The organism is Streptomyces rubellomurinus, assembly GCF_000961885.1.
GTDB lineage: Bacteria > Actinomycetota > Actinomycetes > Streptomycetales > Streptomycetaceae > Kitasatospora > Kitasatospora rubellomurina.
The window spans coordinates 1-19660 of record NZ_JZKH01000116.1 but is presented as its reverse complement, the minus strand read 5'-3'; the positions used below and the strand labels follow the sequence as shown (position 1 = coordinate 19660).

The 19660-nt window shown below is 74.8% G+C and carries 11 protein-coding genes; 2 read left to right on the top strand and 9 right to left on the bottom strand.

The features are described from left to right. Positions 1 to 5: 5 nt before the first annotated feature. The 3 genes from VM95_RS33850 to VM95_RS33840 form a co-directional block, all read right to left on the bottom strand. A complete protein-coding gene (locus VM95_RS33850; protein WP_045704244.1) occupies positions 6 to 2915 on the bottom strand; it encodes an ABC transporter permease in 2910 nt (969 codons plus the stop codon). Further along, positions 2912 to 3676 (bottom strand): ABC transporter ATP-binding protein, encoded by a 765-nt coding sequence (locus tag VM95_RS33845; RefSeq protein WP_244179053.1) that lies wholly within the window; start codon positions 3674 to 3676, stop codon positions 2912 to 2914. The genes VM95_RS33850 and VM95_RS33845 overlap by 4 nt, the downstream gene beginning before the upstream one ends. A 122-nt stretch (positions 3677 to 3798) precedes the next feature. Then, positions 3799 to 4491, bottom strand: a complete 693-nt coding sequence (locus VM95_RS33840) for a PadR family transcriptional regulator (protein WP_045704242.1) — start codon at positions 4489 to 4491, stop codon at positions 3799 to 3801. Between the two features lie 76 nt (positions 4492 to 4567). Here VM95_RS33840 and VM95_RS33835 point away from each other — a divergent pair, with 76 nt between their 5' ends. After that, positions 4568 to 5542, top strand: a complete 975-nt coding sequence (locus VM95_RS33835) for an endonuclease/exonuclease/phosphatase family protein (protein WP_063773601.1) — start codon at positions 4568 to 4570, stop codon at positions 5540 to 5542. Here the strand turns inward: VM95_RS33835 and VM95_RS33830 are convergent. The 4 genes from VM95_RS33830 to VM95_RS33815 all read right to left on the bottom strand — a co-directional run bounded on the left by VM95_RS33830 (position 5539) and on the right by VM95_RS33815 (position 13984). Next, positions 5539 to 6729, bottom strand: coding sequence for a PP2C family protein-serine/threonine phosphatase (locus VM95_RS33830; protein ID WP_052707738.1), 1191 nt, complete (start codon positions 6727 to 6729; stop codon positions 5539 to 5541). The genes VM95_RS33835 and VM95_RS33830 overlap by 4 nt on opposite strands. Positions 6730 to 6919: 190 nt before the next feature. After that, positions 6920 to 10132, bottom strand: coding sequence for an ATP-dependent helicase (locus VM95_RS33825; RefSeq protein ID WP_045704240.1), 3213 nt, complete (start codon positions 10130 to 10132; stop codon positions 6920 to 6922). Between the two features lie 57 nt (positions 10133 to 10189). After that, positions 10190 to 13585, bottom strand: a complete 3396-nt coding sequence (locus VM95_RS33820) for an ATP-dependent helicase (RefSeq protein WP_052707737.1) — start codon at positions 13583 to 13585, stop codon at positions 10190 to 10192. A gap of 21 nt (positions 13586 to 13606) precedes the next feature. Continuing rightward, entirely contained in the window at positions 13607 to 13984 is a 378-nt protein-coding gene (locus tag VM95_RS33815; protein ID WP_045704238.1) for an MGMT family protein, read from the bottom strand. 138 nt (positions 13985 to 14122) lie between these two features. Here VM95_RS33815 and VM95_RS33810 point away from each other — a divergent pair, with 138 nt between their 5' ends. After that, complete coding sequence (locus VM95_RS33810) at positions 14123 to 16924, top strand: lysylphosphatidylglycerol synthase transmembrane domain-containing protein (protein ID WP_244179051.1); 2802 nt, start codon at positions 14123 to 14125, stop codon at positions 16922 to 16924. A 56-nt stretch (positions 16925 to 16980) separates the two neighbouring features. On the opposite strand, the gene moeZ is transcribed toward VM95_RS33810, so the two are convergent. Together moeZ and VM95_RS33800 are read right to left on the bottom strand one after the other, a co-directional pair. Further along, a complete protein-coding gene (gene moeZ / locus VM95_RS33805; RefSeq protein ID WP_045704236.1) occupies positions 16981 to 18159 on the bottom strand; it encodes an adenylyltransferase/sulfurtransferase MoeZ in 1179 nt (392 codons plus the stop codon). A gap of 230 nt (positions 18160 to 18389) precedes the next feature. Then, positions 18390 to 19400: an NAD-dependent epimerase/dehydratase family protein gene (locus VM95_RS33800; protein WP_045704233.1), complete on the bottom strand. Its 1011-nt coding sequence runs from the start codon at positions 19398 to 19400 to the stop codon at positions 18390 to 18392. Positions 19401 to 19660: the final 260 nt, after the last annotated feature.

Sequence of the window (19660 nt, the reverse complement as noted above, 5' to 3'; positions counted from 1 at the left end):
GGGGGTCAGCCGGAGCGGCGCAGCAGGGTGATCCGCGAGCGGGTGAGCAGGGTGGCGAGGCCGGCCGCGAGGAGCGGCAGCACCACGACGGTGAGCCCGATGGTGAGCCAGGGCAGGACCACGATCGACCGGTTGGCGAGTTCCTCGGGGCTCATGCCGGGGAAGTCGGGCCGGGAGCCGAGTTTGCGCAGGGCGACGGCGGGGACGAGGCCGCAGACCACGCCGAGCAGGGTGCCCATGGCGGCGATGACTCCGCACTGGAAGCCGGAGAGGGTGCGGCGGATGCGGGGTTCGGCGCCGATGGCGGCGAGGGTGGTGAGGTCGCGTTGGGAGTCGGCGGCGGCGAGGCCGGTGGCGATGCCGGCGGCTCCGAGGGCGACGATCGCGGCGAAGACCTCGAGTCCGATGCTGACGAGGCCGGCCCTGGACTGGTAGCCGCGTTCGATGGTGAGCTGGTCGTGTTCGGTGAGTTTGGCGAGGGCGGCGGTGGTCTTCTGTTCGGCGCCGTCGCCGGGGGCGGTGGCGGGCAGCCAGACGGAGCCGGCGTCGCTGGTGGTGAGGCCGAGCCGGGTGGCGGTGTCGGCGCTGATGACGGCCTGGCCCTGGGCGGGCATGGCGGAGGGCGCGACGACGGCGTCGACGAGCAGTTCGACGGGGTCGGGCCGGGTGGCCGGGGTGCCGGCGGGGGTGGACTGGAAGGGTTCCTCGAGTTCGATGGCGACCTTGCCGTCCTTGCCGAGGTAGCGGGGGTCGAAGACGACGGCCTTGCCGGCGGCGAGGGCCTGGCCGGCGGCGGGGTCGGTGACGCCGTAGAGGTTGTGCAGCAGGGTGGCGTCGCCGGCGGTGAGGTCGCCGTAGTGGCTGCCGCGGCGTTGGGTGGAGTGGCAGCGGCTGTCGGCTGCGAGGATGCGGTCGATCTCGGCGGGGTCGGCCTTGCCGCGCATCTCGAAGACGGGGCAGCGCTGGTCCTTGGGCAGTTTGACCTGGATGTAGCCGCAGGTGCCGCCGTCCGAGCAGTTGCCCTTGTAGTCGACGCGCCGGATGTCGGAGCGCCGGCCGAGGTCGGGGATGGAGTGTTCGACGGCGTCGCGCATCTGCGGGAGGGCGGTGCGGTCCGCGGTGGAGATCCAGCCGCCGCCGAGCATGACGGCGTTGGAGGGGCCGGCGGCGACGTACTCGCGGCGGCTCTGCTCGTCGTAGCTGGCGAGGTAGACGCTGACGGCGACGGATCCGGCGACGGCGGCCATGACGGCGGCGACGGCGGGCGCGGTGCGGCCGCGGTGGCGGACGGAGTCGCGCAGGGCGAGCCGGGGGCCGAGGGTGAGCCAGCGGCCGAGCTTGCCGAACAGGCCGACGAGGAAGGGGGTGAGGACGACCATGCCGAGTTCGGCGAGGGCGGAGCCGCCGAGGACGGCGAAGCTGCGGTTGGCGCTGCCGCCGATGCCGGGGACGGCGGAGCCGGTGTTGGCGCCGCCGGCGGTGCCGAGCAGGGCGAGGGCGGCGCCGCCGGCGACCATCAGCAGGCCGAGGACGGCGAGTTTGCGGCTGGCGGGTTTGACGGTGTCGCGGCTGGTGAGCGCGGAGACGACGTCCTGGCGGGAGGCCTGGACGGCCGGGACGACGGCGGCGAGCAGGCCGGTGACGAGGCCGACGAGCAGGATGCCGAGCAGGTCGAGCGGTTGGACGTTGAAGTGGCCGAAGCGGGATCCGGCGTAGTCCTCGGCGTGGTCGCGCAGCAGGGCGACGAGGCCGACGCCGAGGGCGATGCCGACGGCGGCGCCGGTGAGGCCGAGGACGATGCCGCCGCCGAGGACGACGCCGCGGACGTTGGCGCGGTCACCGCCGGCGGCGGCGAGCAGGCCGAGTTGCCGCCGGGAGCGCCTGGCACCGACGGCGAAGGCGGGGCCCGCGAGGAGCACGATCTCCAGCAGGGCCATGCCGACGACGGTGCCGAGGATGACGACGGGGGTGCGGTTGAAGAAGGACGGCTGGCTGCCGGCGCGCCGGTCGATCTCGGTGTAGTAGGGGACGTCGGCGCGGGCGGGCGGGTCGAGCAGGACGGCGCGGGAGGTGGCGGTGAAGCCGTGGTCGTTGAGTTCGAGGACCTTGTGCCAGTCGAGGGTGGCGCCGGCGGGGAGTTTGACGAGCCACCGCGCGGTGGTGGTGGTGTCGCGGAGGGCGGGTTTGGTGTCGGCGCCGGTGGCCCGGGCGAGCGGGGCGATCAGGGCGCCGGGGCGGGCGATGATCTCGGTGGCGCCGAGTTCGCCGGGGTATTCGGCTTCGGCGGTGATGGTGAACTGCCGGTCGAGGCCGCGCAGGCCGGTGCGGTCGCCGAGCTTGAGGCCGGAGCGTCGCAGGAATTCGCTGGTGGCGGCGATTTCGCCGTCGGCGGTGGGGGCGCGGCCGTCGACGACGGTGAGGTGCCCGCGCCAGACGGGGTCGGTGAGGTCCTTCTCGGAGGTGTGGGTGCTGAGCAGGCCCTGGGTGCTGGTGGCGGCGCCGTAGGGGCCGTCCGCTTCGGGGACGAAGGTGGTGCCGGCGGGCAGCAACTGCCGGGCCAGTTCGGCCGGTTCGGTGTCGCGGCTGCGCTGCTGGGCGGGGGTGAGGGGGGCGGGTGCCTGGCCGTCTGCGGTGTGGCCCGGGGTGGAGGGCAGGCTGAAGCCCTTGTCGGGGTCGGGTGCCTGCAGGACGGTCATGCCGCGCTGGACCATGTGGAGTTCGGCGTCGGCCTGGCCGATGGTGCGCTCGACGTGTTCGACGGGGGTGAGTTCGCCGCTGCGGTAGAAGACGTCGGCGCCGGTGACGCCGAGGACGGGCAGGGCGACCATGGCGATGACAAGGGCGCTGCGGCCCTTGGCGCGCAGGGCGTCGCGGCGGGCGATGCGCAGGGCGAGGCGCCAGGCGCCGGGCTTCACCGGTCCCCCTGCTTGCTGTTGGTGGCGGCGGTGACGAGGAGGCTGGCGGCGTCCTGGCTGGCGGTTTCGTCGACCATCCGGCCGTCGCGCAGGAAGACGACGCGGTCGGCCCAGGCGGCGTGCCGGGCCTCGTGGGTGACCATCATGGCGGCGGCGCCGGCGTCGCAGCGGGCGCGCAGGACGGCGAGGACGGCTTCGCCGGTGGTGGAGTCGAGGGCGCCGGTGGGTTCGTCGGCGAGGACGAGGCGGCGGTCGCCGATGAGGGCGCGGGCGATGGCGACGCGCTGCTGCTGGCCGCCGGACATGTCGTCGGGGTAGCGGTCGGCGAGTTCGGGGATGCCGACCTCGGTGAGGGCGGCGACGGCTTCGCGGCGGGCGGCGCGGGTGGAGAGGCCGTCGAGTTCGCGGGGCAGGGAGACGTTCTCGGCGGCGGTGAGCGCCGGGATGAGGTTGTAGTCCTGGAAGACGTAGCCGACCGAGCGGCGGCGGACCTGGGCGAGCTTCTTGCGGCCGAGGCCGCCGAGGGCGACGCCTTCGACGAGGACCTGGCCGTCGGTCGGGGTGTCGAGGCCTCCGGCGAGGGTGAGCAGGGTCGACTTTCCGGAGCCGGAGGGGCCCATGACGGCGACGAACTCGCCGGGGTGGACCTTGAGGTCGACGCCGCGCAGGGCGTGGACCTCGGCGGCTCCCTGGCCGTGGACGCGGCTGACGTTCTCCAGGTGCAGCACCGGCGTGGGCCGGCCTTCTTCGATGCGGGACACGTTTCCCCCCTCTTGTCGTACGGGTCGTACGGTCGTACGGGTCGTGCTGGCTGCGGGGCCCGGCGGCGGCGCCGGGCCCGGTGGTGCGGCGGTGGTGCGGCGGTGGCGAGGCGGCGGGGCGCTCAGCCGCGGGTGCGGCGCAGCCCCTTGACGGCGCTGACGGCACTGACGGCGCTGACGGCCTTGGCGGCCTTGCGGGCCTTGCCGGACGGCGCGCCGGGTTCGGCGGCGCCGTCGCGGGCGGCCCGGGCGGCGCGGGCCTGCAGGAGTTCGGCCTGCTGGGCGAGCCGGGTCTCGCAGTGGTCGAGCCAGCGGATCTCGGCCTCGGTCTGGAAGATCAGCTGGTCGAGGACGAGGAGCCAGGCGAGGTCGTTGCCGGTGGCGGGGCCGTCTGCGGCGGCTTCGCCGGCGAGGGCGCGGCCCTTGAGCCGGGTGTAGTCCTGCAGGGCCTTGATGCTGTGGCGGCGCTGGCCCTGGACGACGGCGGAGACGTCGACTCCGGGGACGGTGACGGCCATGGCGAGCTTGATCGCCAGTTCGTCGCGCGGCGGGTTGGTGCGGGGCACGGGGGTGTCGAACCAGGCGCGCAGTTCGGCGCGGCCGGCGTCGGTGGCGGCGTAGAACTGGTGGCCCTCGCCGTCCTCGCCGGCGGGTTCGACGAGGCCGTCGCGTTCCAGCCGGGCGAGGGTGGTGTAGACCTGCCCGACGTTGAGCGGCCAGGTGGAGCCGGTGCGCGCCTCGAATTCGGTGCGCAGTTGGTAGCCGTAGCGCGGGCCCTGGTCGAGCAGGGCGAGCAGACCGTGACGGATGGACATACTCGGTATGTATACCCGGTATGCCCTGCGGCCTCAAGCCGCGCCGCGCCGCCGGGCGAGCGGGTAACGTCGCGGTGTGAGCCAGTTGCGCATCGCCACCTTCAACCTGTTGCACGGTCAGCCGCTCGCCCCGGACGGCGCCCCGCGGCCCTATCCGGCCGACCCCGGCGCCCCGCTGGCCGAGGCGGTCGCCGCGCTGGACGCCGACGTGCTGGCGCTGCAGGAGGTGGACCGCCACCAGGCCCGCTCCGGCGGCACCGACCAGGCGGCGGTGGCGGCCGCGGCGATGGGCGCGGGCGACTGGCGCTTCGCCGCCGCCCTGCACGGCCGCCCGGCGCCGGTGGCCGGCTGGCTGCCGGAGCCGTCCGCCCCGAACGGCCTGCGGGTCTACGGGCCCGGCGAGGTCGGCGACGGCGCCCCGCCCTCGTACGGGACGGCGCTGCTGACCCGGCTGCCGGTGCGGCACTGGCGGGCCCGGCGCTTCGCCCCGGCGCCGTTCGGGCTGCCGCTGCGGGTGGCCGGCCGGCGCGGGCTGACGCCGGTGCCGGACGAGCCGCGGGTGGCGCTGGCCGCGGTGCTGGAGGGCGGGCGCGGGCCGTTCACCGTCGTCGCCGCGCACCTGTCGTTCGTCCCGGGCTGGAACATGGCGCAGCTGGCCGGCATCCGGCGCTGGATCGCGGACCTGCCGCAGCCGTACCTGGTGCTGGGGGACTTCAATCTGGTCGGGGCGGTGCCGCGCACGGTGCTGGGCGGGGCGACGGTGCTGGAGCGGACGTCGCCGCGGGTGCGGGTGCGGGAGCTGAGGGCGGCCGGCCGGGCGCGGCCGCAGCTGTCCGGGGCGGCGCGCCGGCGGCGGGCGCGCGGGCCGCGGCCCCGGCTGCAGGGCTGGTACGACCTGGCGCGCACCCCCACCTACCCTTCGCACCGGCCGGCGGTGCAGTTCGACCACGTGCTGGCGGTGGGGGTGCCGCGGGCCGCGGTGGGCCCGGCGGCGGCGCCGCGGTCGGCGGTGTCGGACCACCGGCCGCTGCTGGTGCGGGTGTCGCTCTAGAGGGGGGCCTGGCTGCGGGCCAGGACGCCGCCCTGGTGGGGCAGTTCGGGGCCGGGCGCCGACTCGTACTGCAGGAGCAGCATCGCGGCGTCGTCGCCGAGCTGGCGGCCGACGTGGCGCACCACGTCCTCGTGCAGCCGTTCCAGGACGTCGGCGGGGCGCTCGGCGGCGCAGCGCGGGAGGCGTTCGGCGAGCGGGTAGAAGGCGCCGGTGCGGTCGCGGGCCTCGATCACGCCGTCGGTGAACAGCAGCACCCGGTCGCCGCCGCGCAGGGCGATCCGGTGCACCGGCGGGCGGACGTCGGCCGGGTCGAGGACGCCCAGCGGCGGTACGGTGTCGGCGAGTTCGAGCGGGTGGACGTCGGCGCCGCGCAGCAGCAGCGGGGCGGGGTGGCCGCAGTTGACGATCTCGGCGGCGCCGTCCGGGGTGACGCCGATGAGGACCAGGGTGACGAACTCCTCCTCGACGCCGGGGTGGTCGTTCTCGTGCAGGGCGCGGTCGAGGCTGACGGCCAGCCAGCCGGCCACCCGGTCGAGGGCGGGTTCCTGGTGGGCGGCCTCGCGGAAGGCGCCGAGCACGGCGGCGGCGGTCTCGACGGCGCCGAGGCCCTTGCCGCGCACGTCGCCGACGACGGCCCGTACGCCGTGCCGGGTGTTGACGACCTCGTACAGGTCGCCGCCGATGCGGGCGTGTGCGGCGGCGGCCTCGTAGTGGACGGCGGCGCGCACGGTGCCGACCCGTTCGGGGACGGGTCGCAGCAGTACCCGGCGGGCGATCGAGGCGACCAGTTGGGCGTCGGCCAGGGCGCGTTCCTGGCGCAGCCGCAGGGTGGCGCTGACCCAGCCGATGGTGGCGACGAGCAGGATCGCGAAGACGCTGGCGACGTGCACGGACTGGCCGAGCGCGTCGCCGCGGATGGCCATCAGGAAGGCCGCCGCCTCGGTGCACAGGCCGATGGCGAGCGGGTACCAGGTGCGGCGGCTGACCACGGCGGCCAGCGCGGGCACGGCGGTGAGGGCCGGTTCGACCGTGACCTCGGTGCCGCTGACGTAGTCGAGGAGGACGATCAGCGCCATGCCGACGAGCGGCAGCACGAGTGCCGTCCGCGGCCAGGTGCCGGTCGTGCCGGGTGCGGGGCCCGGGGTCGGCCCGGTGAACCGCTCTCTGATCCATCCGGTCGCGCTCAACTTCGGTCTCTCCAGCAGAAGACGCGGATGCCGCTGGCACCTGCGGTGATGACTGAGGGTTAGGTGAGGCGGGCCTCGCCGGCGGCCGGAGCTCGGGGGTTGACCGGTTACCGACCCCACAATAGGCACGAAACGTGCATGACGCACAGGTTTCGGGCGCTGCCGTGATGACTTGGATGCTCTGAGTGACTCATTCTTCACTGTTCCCGATCAGGAGCCGTTCCAACTCTTTTCGGTCGGGAAGTCCTGTCGGGCGGACGATCCGTCCGCTGCGGACGTACAGGAACGACGCCGTGACCTGCTCGGGATCGACGCCCGTCTGCTCGGCCCAGGCGAGCCGGTAGACCGCGAGCTGCAGCGGGTCGGCGGTCTCCTCGCGGTGCGTCTTCCAGTCCACCACTTCGTAGCGTGACGCACCACCGGATTCCGACATCCCGTCACCGTCCCGGTAGACCGCGTCGATCCGGCCGCGCACCACCCTCCCCGCCAGCACCAGCTGGAACGGCGCCTCGACCCGGTACGGCTTGCGCTGCGCGTACTCGGTGCGCAGGAACGCCTCCTTGAGCCGTTCCAGGTCCTGCTCGTCCTCGATGCCGTCGTCGTCGGCGCCGGGCAGCGCGCCGGGCCCGACCAGCAGCAGCGGCTCGATCCGGGACTGCACCCAGGCGTGGAAGCGGGTGCCGCGCCGGGCGGCGGGCTGCGGGGGGCGGGGCATCGGGCGGGCCAGGTCGCGGGCGAAGCCGTCCGGGTCGGCGGCCAGCCGCATCAGCTGGGTGGCGGACAGCGCGGCGGGCAGCGGCACCTCGCGGGCGGTGCGCCGGGAGCGCTCCAACTCGCCCAGCAGCGCGGTCAGATCGCGGTCCCAGGAGGCGACCTGGCGCTGGTCCTCGACGGCCATCGGCTCGGGCTCGGGTGCCGGCCCGCCCGCGAGGCGGGCGCGCACCACCTCGGCGACCCGGCGGCGGGCGTGCTGGGCGGCCGGGTCCAGCGGCAGCGGCCAGGGCCGTTCGACGGCGGCGGCCAGCGCCGGGTTCGCCGCGCCCGGCTCCGGCTGCGGCGCCCAGTGCTCGACCTCGCCGCCGCCGGGCCGCTCGCAGTGCTCGCGCAGCAGTTCCAGGAACGCGGACGGCCCGCGGACGGTCTTCTGGCTCGGCCCCCACCAGTGCCCGGAGGCCAGCAGCAGCGCGCGGGGGCGGGTGAACGCGACGTAGCCCAGGCGCAGTTCCTCGGTCGCCGAGTGCTCGGCCAGTTCCTTCCGGAACGCCGTCATCGCCTTGCCGTTCCACCCGCCGCGCACGTCGGGCAGGGTGGCGGCGTCGCCGCGCAGGGCGTGCGGGAGCACGCGCTTGGTGCTGGTCCAGCGTTCGCGCGGGCTGCCGGACGGGAACGCGCCCTTCACCAGGCCGGGGACGGCCACCACGTCCCACTCCAGGCCCTTGGACTTGTGCGCGGTGAGCACCTTCACGGTGTCCTCGCCGCCGGGCAGGCTGCTGTCCAGGCCGCGCTCGTACTCCTGGGCGGCGCGCAGGAAGCCGAGGAAGGCGCTCAGGCCCGGATCGCCGTCCAGGTCGGCGAAGGAGGCGGCGACGTCCAGGAAGGCGTGCAGGGTCTCCCGGCGCCGGGCGGCCAGCGCCTGCGGGGAGGCGGCGAGTTCGACCTCCAGGCCGGTGACGGCCAGCACCCGGTGCAGCACGTCCATCAGCGGGTCGGCGAGCGAGCGGCGCAGCTCGCGCAGCTCCCGGGCGAGCCGGGCGAAGCGCACCCGGGCCTCGGCGGAGAACGGCAGCTCGTCCGGCTGGTCGGCTTCGACGAAGGTCTCCACCGCGTCGGCCAGCGAGACCACCTCGGTCGGGTCGGCCTCGGCGACGGCGGCGGCCAGCGCCTCGACGCCCTCGGGCCGGGCGCCGCGCACCAGGTCGGCGGCGCGGCGGCCGAGCAGCGCGAGGTCACGCGGGCCGATCCGCCAGCGCGGGCCGATCAGCAGGCGCACCAGGGCGGCGTTGGCGGTCGGGTCCTGCAGCACCTCGCAGACGGCCACCAGGTCGGCCACCTCGGGCAGTTGGAGCAGTCCGCCGAGGCCGACCACCTCGACGGGCACCTCGCGGGCGACGAGCGCGGCGTGGATGTCGGGGAAGGCCGCGCCGCCCCGGCACAGCACGGCGATCCGGCCGGGCGCGGTGCCGGTGCGCACCAGGTGGGCGATCGAGTCGGCGAGCCAGTCGACCTCCTCGGCGTGGGTGTCCAGCAGCGCGGCCCGCACGTGGCCGTCGTGTTCGGCGCCGGGGGCCGGGCGCAGCGCCTCGACGCCCTCGTGCATCTGCCGCAGCGGGGCGGCGAGTTCGTTGGCGAAGGCGAGCAGCCGGCCGCCGCTGCGGCGGTTCTCGCTGAGCGCGTAGCGGTCGGCGGGGGTGCCGTCGGCCTGCGGGAAGTGGCGGGGGAAGTCGTCGAGGTTGGCGACGGAGGCGCCGCGCCAGCCGTAGATGGCCTGGCAGGGGTCGCCGACCGCGGTGACCGGGTGTCCGGCGCTCGTGCCGTCGCGGGCGGCGCCGAAGAGGCCGGCGAGCATGAGGCGCTGGGCGACGGAGGTGTCCTGGTACTCGTCGAGGAGGACGACCTTGAACTGGCCGCGCAGGAGTTCGCCGACTTCGGGGCGCTGCTGGGCGAGGCGGGCGGCGGCGGCTATCTGGTCGCCGAAGTCCATCAGCCCGGCGGCCTGCTTGCGGTGCCGGTAGTCCTCGACGAGGCGCAGCAGTTCGAGGCGGGCGCGGGCGGTGGCGGGGACGGCGCGCAGGTCGTCGTTGGTGAGCTTGACGGTGGCGAGGGTGTCGAGCAGGTCCTCGTCGAAGGCGCGCAGGGCGGCGGGCTCGACGAGGTGTTCGGCGAGTTCGCCGTCGAGGGCGGTGAGGTCGGCGACGAGGTTGGCGAAGGTGCCGGTGAGGGCGGGGAAGGGGCCGCGGGCGGTGCGCAGGACCTTGGCGGCGAGCTGGAAGCGGGTGGCGTCGGCGAGCAGGCGGGTGTCGGGTTCGATGCCGATGCGCAGGCCGTGTTCCTTGAGGAGGCGGCCGGCGAAGGCGTGGTAGGTGGAGATCTCGGGGTCGCCGAGCGGTTCGGCGCCGTCCCGGTCGGTGATGCCGGCCCGCAGGAGGGCGGTGCGGACGCGTTCGGCGAGTTCGGCGGCGGCCTTGTTGGTGAAGGTGAGGCCGAGGACCTCTTCGGGCCGTACGGCGCCGGAGCCGACCAGCCAGACGACCCGGGCGGCCATGACGGTGGTCTTGCCGGAGCCGGCGCCGGCGACGATGACGGCCGGTGCGAGGGGGGCGCCGATGGCCGCCATCTGCTCCCGGTTGAACGGGATCCCGAGCAGGTCCTTGAGCTGGTCGGGATGGCTGAGCACGGCGGTCACCCCGCAACCGTAACGGGCCGGGCCGACAACCCGGGCGCCCGCCCGAGGTGACCCCCGCTACTCGACGAGCTGCGCGCCGTCGCGCTGGGCGGAGCAGCTGCGGCGGAAGGCGCAGCGGTCGCAGCCGCCGCCGGTCTGCGGGACGAAGCGTTCGGCGAGGACCTTCCCGGCGGCCTCGGCGAGCAGGTTCTCGATCCACGGGTCGCCCTCGGGCGGGTCCTGGCGCTGCACCTTGGGGGCGTCGGGGGCGGCCTTGGCGGCGGCCTCGCGCAGGTGGACGAGTTCGGCGCCGCCGGTGGCGGGGGGCCGTTCGGTGAAGCCGGGCAGGTCGTTGAGGGCGCCGGCGCGGACGGCGAGCTGGTAGACGGCGAGCTGCTTGTGCTCGGGCAGCGACTTGTCGGTGGGGATCTGCTTGCCGGTCTTGAAGTCGACGACGTAGGCGCGCCCGGCCTGGTCCTTCTCGACCCGGTCCATGGAGCCGCGGATGCGCACCGAGACGCCGCCGGTGTCGAGGGTGACGTCGAAGCCGTGCTCGGTGGCGACGACGTCGCGGCCGCGTTCGAGGACGTGCCAGTTGAGGAAGCGTTCCAGGGCGGCGCGGGCCTCGGTCTTCTCCTGCCGGGACTTCCAGGGGGCGTCGAAGGCGAGGGCGTCCCAGACGGTGTCGAGGCGTTCCATGAGGACGGCGAGGTCGGCGGGGGTGCGGCCGGAGCCGACCTCGTCGGCGAGGGCGTGGACGACGTTGCCGAAGCCCTGGGCGGCGCTGCCGGCGGCGCGGGCCCCGACCTCCTTGTCGAGGAACCACTGCAGCGAGCAGTTCTCCAGCTGTTCGAGGCCGCTGCCGGAGAGCCGGACGGGCAGGTCGGGGCTGCGCAGCGGTTCGGGGGCGGCGGTCGGGTCGTCCAGGCCCCACCAGCGGTCGGGGTGGGCGGCGGGGACGAGCGGCAGGCCGTCGTCGTCGGTGGCGGCGGCGAGGGTGGCGAGGCGTTCGGCGGCGGCGCGGCGCAGTTCGGGCGAGCGCGCGGGGTCGACGGTGACGGCCCGCAGTTCGGCGACCAGGGCGGCGACGGACAGCGGGCGGCGGGGGCGGTGGGTGACGTCCTCGACGGTGACGGGCGGGGTGCGGCGCACCACCTTGCCGGTCCTGGGGTCGACGTCCTCGCGGTAGAGCTCGCGCAGGAAGCGGGAGGGTTCGTCGCCGTCGTCGGCGGGAGCCTTGACGGCGGTGACGACGAGGCGTTCCTTGGCGCGGGTGGCGGCGACGTAGAAGAGGCGGCGTTCCTCGCCGAGGAGGGCGGCCGGGGAGAGCGGTTCGGCGAGGCCGTCGCGGCCGATCCGGTCGGCTTCGAGCAGGGAGCCGCGGCGGCGCAGGTCGGGCCAGAGGCCGTCCTGGACGCCGGCGACGACGACCAGGCGCCATTCGAGGCCCTTGGAGCGGTGGGCGGTCATCAGCCGGACGGCTTCGGGGCGCACGGCGCGGACGGTGAGGGTGTCGGCGGCGATGTCCTGGGCTTCGAGTTCGGCGAGCAGGTCGAGGGCGCTGCGGTGACCGGTGACCTGTTCCTCGGCGCGGGCGGCGGTCTCGAACAGGGCGCACAGGGCGTCGAGGTCGCGGTCGGCGTTGCGGCCGGCGGCGCCGCCGCGCAGGGCGGCGCGTTCGAGGCGTTCGCGCCAGCGGCGGCTGCCGTCCCACAGTTCCCAGAGCGCTTCCTCGGCGGTGCAGCCGCCGGCGAGCTGTTCGCGGACCTTGCGCAGCAGGGTGCCGAGGTCGCGGGCCCTGCGGGCGTAGGAGGGTCGGGCGGTGGCGGGGTCGAGGGCGACGAGGCGTTCGGGTTCGGCGAGGGCTTCGCGGACGAGTTCGTCGGCGGGGCGCGGGGCGGTGCCGGGGCGGCCTTCGGCGCGCAGGGCGGCGCGTTCCTCCTCGCGCAGGGCGCGGCCGAGGTGTCGCAGGTCGGAGCCGTCGAGGCCGCCGAGCGGGCCGGTGAGCAGGGCGTGGGCGGTGTCGGTGGTGAGCGGGTCGGGGGCGTCCGGGTCGCCGTGCTTGTCGCGGGCGGCGAGCTCGGCGCAGGTGCGCAGGGCGAGCAGCAGCTGGGCGACGGCGGGTTCCTCGCGCAGCGGCAGGTCGTCGCCGTCGATCTCCAGCGGGACGCCGGCCGCGCCGAGGGCCCGCCGTACGCCGGGGATGGAGCGGGCGCCGGCCCGGACCAGGACGGCCATCTCGCCCCAGGGGACGCCGTCCTCGAGGTGGGCGCGGCGCAGCAGGTCGGCGATCGAGTCGAGTTCGGCGCCGGGGGTGGGGTAGGTGTAGACCTCGACCCGGCCGCCTTCGCGGGAGGGGAGCAGGGCGCGGTGCTGGGCGAGTTTGTCGGCGGGCAGGCGGCCCATCGGCATCCGGCGGGCGAGTTCGCGGGAGGCGGCGAGCAGGACGGCGCCGGAGCGGCGGGAGACGCGCAGCACCTGGACGTCGGCGGGGCTGCCGTCGGCGCGGCGGAAGGTCTGCGGGAAGTCGAGGATGCCGTTGATGTCGGCGCCGCGGAAGGCGTAGATGGACTGGTCGGGGTCGCCGACCGCGACGAGGTCGTGTCCGCCGCCGGCGAGGCGGCGCAGCAGCCGGACCTGGCTGGGGTCGGTGTCCTGGTACTCGTCGACGAAGACGACGTCGTAGCGCCGGCGCAGTTGTTCGCCGATCTCGGGGCGTTCGGCGAGCAGGACGGCGCGGTGGACGAGTTCGGCGTAGTCGAGGACGCCGCGCAGGTCGAGGACGTCGAGGTAGTCGGCGAGGAAGTGGGCGGCGGCGGCCCAGTCGGGGCGTTGGACGCCGTGCGCGAAGCGTTCCAGTTCGGCTTCTCCGAGGCCGAGTTCGCGGCTGCGGGCGAGGACGGCGCGGACTTCGTCGGCGAAGCCGCGGGTGGTGAGGCAGGCGCGCAGGTCGAGCGGCCAGGAGATCCGTGAACTGCCGAGGCGGGCGTCCTCGGCGCCGCCGGCGAGGAGTTCGCGGACCATGACGTCCTGCTCGGGGCCGGAGAGCAGCCGCAGGGGTTCGGCGTAGTCCTGCGGGTCCTGGTGGGCGCGCAGGAGGGCGTAGCAGAAGGAGTGGAAGGTGGTGGCCTGCGGGGCGGCGGCGGTGCCGAGGCGGCCGGACATCCGGTCGCGCAGCTCCATGGCGGCCCTGCGGCTGAAGGTGAGGACGAGGATCCGCTCGGGGTCGGTGCCGTGTTCGATGCGGCGGGCGACGGCTTCGACGAGGGTGGTGGTCTTGCCGGTGCCCGGCCCGGCGAGGACGAGCAGCGGGCCGCCGCGGTGCTCGACGACGGCGCGCTGGTACTCGTCCAGCACGGGCGGGTCGGGCTGGGCGAGCGGGCTGCGCACGAGCCGGTAGGGGGAGGTCACGGGCTTCCTGGGGTGGAGCAGAGGGGCATGGCCGGGGCGGGCCCGCCGGGGGCCCGCCCACATCGAGCCTACGATCCTGCCCCGTCATTCCCGTCCGTGCGGGGGTTTCGCGGAAGTCGGCCGCCCGTCCCAGCGGGCCCGGCGCAGGTCGACCCGGGGCGGGTCGGTCCGCTCGCGCAGCGGGGTGCCTTCGGCGCGGTAGCGGGCGAGGGCGCGCTGTTCGTGGCCGGGCAGCAGGCGGCCGTCCGCGCGGATCACCCGCCACCAGGGCACCGGGCCGCCGTACAGGGCCATCACCCGGCCGACCTGTCGGGGGCCGCCCTGGCCGAGGTATTCGGCGACGTCGCCGTAGGTCATCACTCGGCCGGGTGGAATCCGCTCGGTCAGGTCGAGCACCAGTTCGGCGAAGCGGGGCAGCTCGCCCGCCGGGCCGTCCTCTGTTACGTCCGTCACCTGCGGCATTCTTCCGCACCCGGGTGGCGCCGGGGCCCGGCCCGAACGATCCGCCGCGCCCGATCCGGCCCCTGTCCAGCACGGGGGCGCGGGACATGCCACCATCTTCCGGGGCGGTGAGTGGTGATACGAGGACAACAAGACCAGATGACCGGGACGGCTGACGTGGGCGTGGAGAAGGGCTCCGACGAGTCCGCCTCCGCCGTACCCCCGCAACACCCGGCTCCCGAGGAGCCGGGCGGGGGCCGGCCGGGGGCCGGGGCCGTGCCGGAAGTCTCCCTGATCAAGGACTCGACGATCAAGACCCCCGCACCGCCCGCCGCCGAGCAGACCGAGCGATCCGAACCGGCCGAGCGGCCCGAAGAGGCCGCGGAGGCCGCGGAGGCCGAGGCCCCCGGACAGGCCGAGGCGCCCGGACAGGCCGGGCCCGGGGCCGCGGCCCCGCCGCCCGAGTACCACGACCCGCTGGACGACGCTCCGCACCTGGACGTCGACGAGCCGCTGCTCGCCGCCCGCGCGCACCGCCCGTCCGACCTGATCCGCTTCCTGGTCGGGGTCCTCGGGATCGTCGCCGTCTTCGTGCTGGCCGGCATCGCCACCTCGACCACCACCGGCATCGAGCAGGACATCAACAACAACGCGCCGCACTTCTCCGCGGTGCTGTCCACCATCACCGGCCTGCTGTCCAGCGTCGCGGTGCTCGCCGTGCCGCTGTCCTTCGCGGTCGAGCGGCTGATCAAACGCGACGGCCTGCGGGTCGCCGACGGCGTGCTCGCCTCGGTGCTCGCGTACGGCGTCTCGCTGGGCATCGACTGGTGGGTCGCCGAGGGCGCCTCCGAGCACATCCGGGACGCGCTGACCAGGCTGCCCGCGAACAGCGACGGCGCCCTCACCGACCCGGTGCACGGCTACCTGGCGCCGGTGATCGCCTACATGACCGCGGTCGGCATGTCGAGCAGACCGCGCTGGCGGGTGGCGCTGTGGGCGGTGGTGCTGTTCAGCGGCATCACCGAGCTGCTCGGCGGCTACACCACCCCGCTGTCGCTGATGCTCACCGTGCTGATCGGCTGGTCCGTCGCCTACGGCACGCTGTACGCGATCGGCTCGCCGAACATCCGCCCCACCGGCCAGCACCTGATGATCGGCCTGCGCAAGGTCGGCTTCACCCCGGACGCCGCGCACCGCGCCCCGGACGCGCCCGGCGGCACCCGCCGCTACCACGTCACCCAGCAGGACGGCCCGCCGCTGGACGTCCACATCATCGACCGCGAGCAGCAGGCCTCCGGCTTCTTCTACCGGGCCTGGCGGCGGCTGCGGCTGCGCTCGGTGGCGGTGCGCCGCAGCCCGCAGTCGCTGCGCCAGGCGCTGGAGCAGGAGGCGCTGATCGCGTACGCGGCGGCCGCCTCGGGCGCCCGGGCGCCGCAGCTGGTCGCCACCTCCGAGCTGGGCCCGGACGCCGCGATCCTGGTGTACGAGAACGTCGGCGGCCGCACCCTCGACGAGCTGGCCGAGGAGGAGGTCACCGACCGGGTGATGGCCTCGCTGTGGCGCTCGGTGGCGGCCCTGCACGAGCGCCGGATCGCGCACCGCCGACTGACCGGCGAGTCGCTGCTGGTCTCCGACCAGGAGCACGCCTACCTGGTCAACCTGTCCGGCGGGGACATCGCCGCCACCGACCTGACGCTGCGCATCGACGTCGCCCAGCTGCTCACCACCTTCGCGCTGCGGATCGGCCCGGAGCGGGCCGTCGCCACCGCCAACGCGGTGCTCGGCGCCGACCGGGTCGCGCAGGCGCTGCCGCTGCTCCAGCCGGTCGGGATGAGCCGCTCCACCCGGGTCGACCTGGCGCGGCTCACCAAGGAGCGCAAGACCGCCGCCCGGGCCCGGGCGCTGGAGCAGGTCGCGGCCGGGGAGCGCACCCAGCAGCAGGCCGAGGAGGACATCGCGGCGGCCGGCGAGGACCTGCTGAGCCGCCTGCGCGGCCAGATCCTGCAGATCGCCCCCGAGGCGCCGATGGAGCCGGCGAAGCTGGAGCGGCTGAAGCCGAAGAGCCTGATCATGGTGATCGCGCTCACCTTCGCCGCCTACCTGGCGCTGACCACGATCAAGCCGGCCCAGCTGAAGCTCTCCCAGATGAACTGGGCGTGGGCGGCGGCCGCGCTGCTCGCGGCCGCGTTCAGCTACGTCGCCGCCGCGATGAGCCTGACCGGCTTCGTGCCCGAGCGGCTGCCGTTCCGGCGCACCGTCGCCGCGCAGCTGGCCGGCTCCTTCGTGAAGCTGGTCGCGCCCGCCGCGATCGGCGGCATCGCGCTCAACACCCGCTACCTGCAGAAGGCCGGCATCCGCCCCGGCCAGGCGGTGGCCTCGGTCGGCGCCTCCCAGCTGGCCGGCCTGGCCGGGCACCTGCTGCTGCTGTTCAGCTTCGGCCTGATCACCGGCAGCCAGACCAACGGCGACCTCTCCGCCTCCCGCGCGGTGATCATCGGCGTGCTGACGGCCGCCGTGCTGGCCCTGGTGGTGGCGGCGGTGGCGCCGCTGCGGCGGTTCGTGCTGGGCCGGCTGCGCTCGCTGTTCTTCGGCGTGGTGCCGCGCATGCTCGACCTGATGCAGACGCCCAGCAAGCTGATCACCGGCTTCGGCGGCATCCTGCTGCTGACCCTGTCCTTCACCGCCTGCCTGGACTTCTCGGTGCAGGCCTTCGGCGGCAGCGTCAGCTTCTCGGCCGTCGCGGTGGTCTTCCTGACCGCGAACGCGGCCGGCTCGGCGATCCCGACGCCGGGCGGCATCGGCCCGGTCGAGGTCGCCCTGATCGGTGCCCTGACGGTCGCGGACGTGTCCCCCGCCGTCGCCACCCCGGCGGTGTTCCTGTACCGGGCGCTGACCTTCTGGCTGCCGGTGATCCCGGGCTGGATCGCCTACAACATGCTGCAGCGCCGCCACGCGCTCTGAGCGAACGAAGGGAGGGCCCCGCCGATCCGGCGGGGCCCTCCCTTCACGTCAGCCGCTCAGTAGACCGGCTTGTGCGGCTCGATCTGGTTGACCCAGCCGAGCACGCCGCCGCCGAGGTGGACGGCGTTGGCGAAGCCCGCGGCCTTGACCACGGCCAGCACCTCGGCCGAGCGCACGCCCGACTTGCAGTGCAGCACGATCTTCCGGTCCTGCGGCAGCTTCTCCAGCGCGTCGCCCATCAGGAACTCGTTCTTGGGGATCAGCACCGCGCCGGGGATGTTGACGATCTCGTACTCGCCGGGCTCGCGGACGTCGATGAGGTAGATGTCCTCCTTCTCGTCCTGCCACTGCTTGAGCTGCGACGAGGTGATCGTCGAGCCGGCGGCGGCGGCCTGCGCCTCCTCCGACACGACGCCGCAGAAGGCCTCGTAGTCGATCAGCTCGGTGACCGTCGGGTTCTCGCCGCAGACGGCGCAGTTCGGGTCCTTGCGGACCTTCACCTGGCGGTAGTTCATCTCCAGGGCGTCGTAGATCATCAGCCGGCCGACCAGCGGGTCGCCGATGCCGGCGAGCAGCTTGATCGCCTCGTTGACCTGGATCGAGCCGATGGACGCGCAGAGCACGCCCAGCACGCCGCCCTCGGCGCAGGACGGCACCATGCCCGGCGGCGGGGCCTCCGGGTAGAGGCAGCGGTAGCAGGGGCCGTGCTCGGCCCAGAACACGCTGGCCTGGCCGTCGAAGCGGTAGATCGAGCCCCACACGTACGGCTTGCCGAGCAGCACCGCGGCGTCGTTGACCAGGTAGCGGGTGGCGAAGTTGTCGGTGCCGTCGACGATCAGGTCGTAGCCGGAGAAGATCTCCATGACGTTGTCGTTGTCGAGGCGCTCCTCGTGCAGCACCACGTCGACGTAGGGGTTGATCTCCTTGACGGAGTCCCGCGCCGACTCGGCCTTGGACCGGCCGATGTCCGCCTGGCCGTGGATGATCTGGCGCTGCAGGTTGGACTCGTCGACCACGTCGAACTCGACGATGCCGAGCGTGCCGACGCCGGCGGCGGCCAGGTACATCAGAGCGGGCGAGCCGAGGCCGCCGGCGCCGACGCACAGCACCTTGGCGTTCTTCAGCCGCTTCTGCCCGGCCATGCCCACGTCGGGGATGATCAGGTGGCGGGAGTACCGGCGGACCTCGTCGACGGTGAGCTCGTCGGCCGGCTCGACCAGGGGTGGCAACGACACGGGGACTCCGATGGGTGTCTTGTCAGGCGGCCGGGGCCGGCCTTCTGCGGGGTGGTTGCTCCGCCACGCGGGTGGCTCTTAGCCCAACAGTGTCACGCCCACGCGGTATTCCGAGACAGCCCGTCCACTGGACGAGACGGGCCGCGCCGGATCGTGGAACCGGCCGACCGGCCCCGGAAGGCGCCCCGGGCCTGCGCCGACAGGCCCGGGACGCCCTCCGGAGCACCTGGTCAGACCCGGCAGGCCGTCTCCAGCCAGACGTCCCCCAGCGACTCCTCCAGCGGCACCTGCGTCCGCCATCCGAGACGGTCCCGGGCGGTGCGCACGTCCGCCTGCCGCCACGCCACCGGCTCCCCCGGGACGGGCCTGCCCTCCGTGCGCGGCCCCTCCGGCCGGTGGCCCGGCAGGTACGGGCCGCCCTGGTGGTGATGGTGGCCGGGGAGGTGGTCGGCGTGCGGCCCGCCGGTCTGCGCCGGCAGCAGGACCTGCCGGTTCTCCTCGACGATCGACCCCTCGAAGCCGGACGCCCGCACCAGCAGCTGGGCCGCGTCCCGGGCCCGGACGGCGTGCCCGCTGCCGACGTTGATCACCCCGGTGGCGGCCGAGACCGCGGCCGCCTGGATCGCCCGGGCGACGTCCCGGACGTCCACGAAATCCCGGTATCCGGACAGGTCCGGCATCCGCACCTGGTTCTCGTCCCGCTCCAGCGCCCGGCGCAGCCCCTCGGCGAGCCGCCCGAACAGCGAGGCGGTCGGCGCCCCCGGGCCCACCACGTCGAACACCCGCAGCACCGCCGCGTCCAGGCCGGAGGCCAGCACCAGCTCCGTGCCGGCCAGCTTGGACACCCCGTACGGGCCGACCGGGCGCGGCTCGGCCTGCTCGGAGACCGGCACACCGCCGGGCACCGGCCCGTACTCGGCGGCCGAGCCGACGTGCACCAGCCGGGCCGGCTCCCGGCTGCGCCGGATCGCCTCGCAGACGGTGGCGACGGCCAGCGTGTTCGACCGGATCAGGGTCCGCGAGCTGCCGTAGGTGGCGCCCGCGCAGTTGATCACCACCTGCGGCACGACCGCGTCCAGGAAGCGGGCCAGCGCGCCCGGGCTCCCGGTGGTCAGGTCGAAGCGGATGTCGGCCGAGTCGCGCCGGCCGAGGACCGTCACCTGCAACTCCTGGTCCATCAGCAGACGGTCGGTGACCCGGCGGCCGATGAAGCCGTCGGCGCCCAGCAGCAGCACCCTCATCGGGGGTGTCCTTCCACGAAGCGAGGTCGGGGACGACCTGGCGGACTGAAACTACGAACGAACAGGGATTCGGCGAACAAGGGTTGCGGCCGGCAGGGCTGCGGCCGACCGGGATCCAGGCCTCAGCGGTGCGCCCCGGCCCGGCCGAGCACCGCCCAGTACGCGCCGGTCCCCGGCGGTGTCCCCGTCTCCGCCCAGGCCTAGCCGGGCCCGGTCGGCCCGTACGGCGTCTCGACGCTCGCCCGCACGGAGCTCGTGCC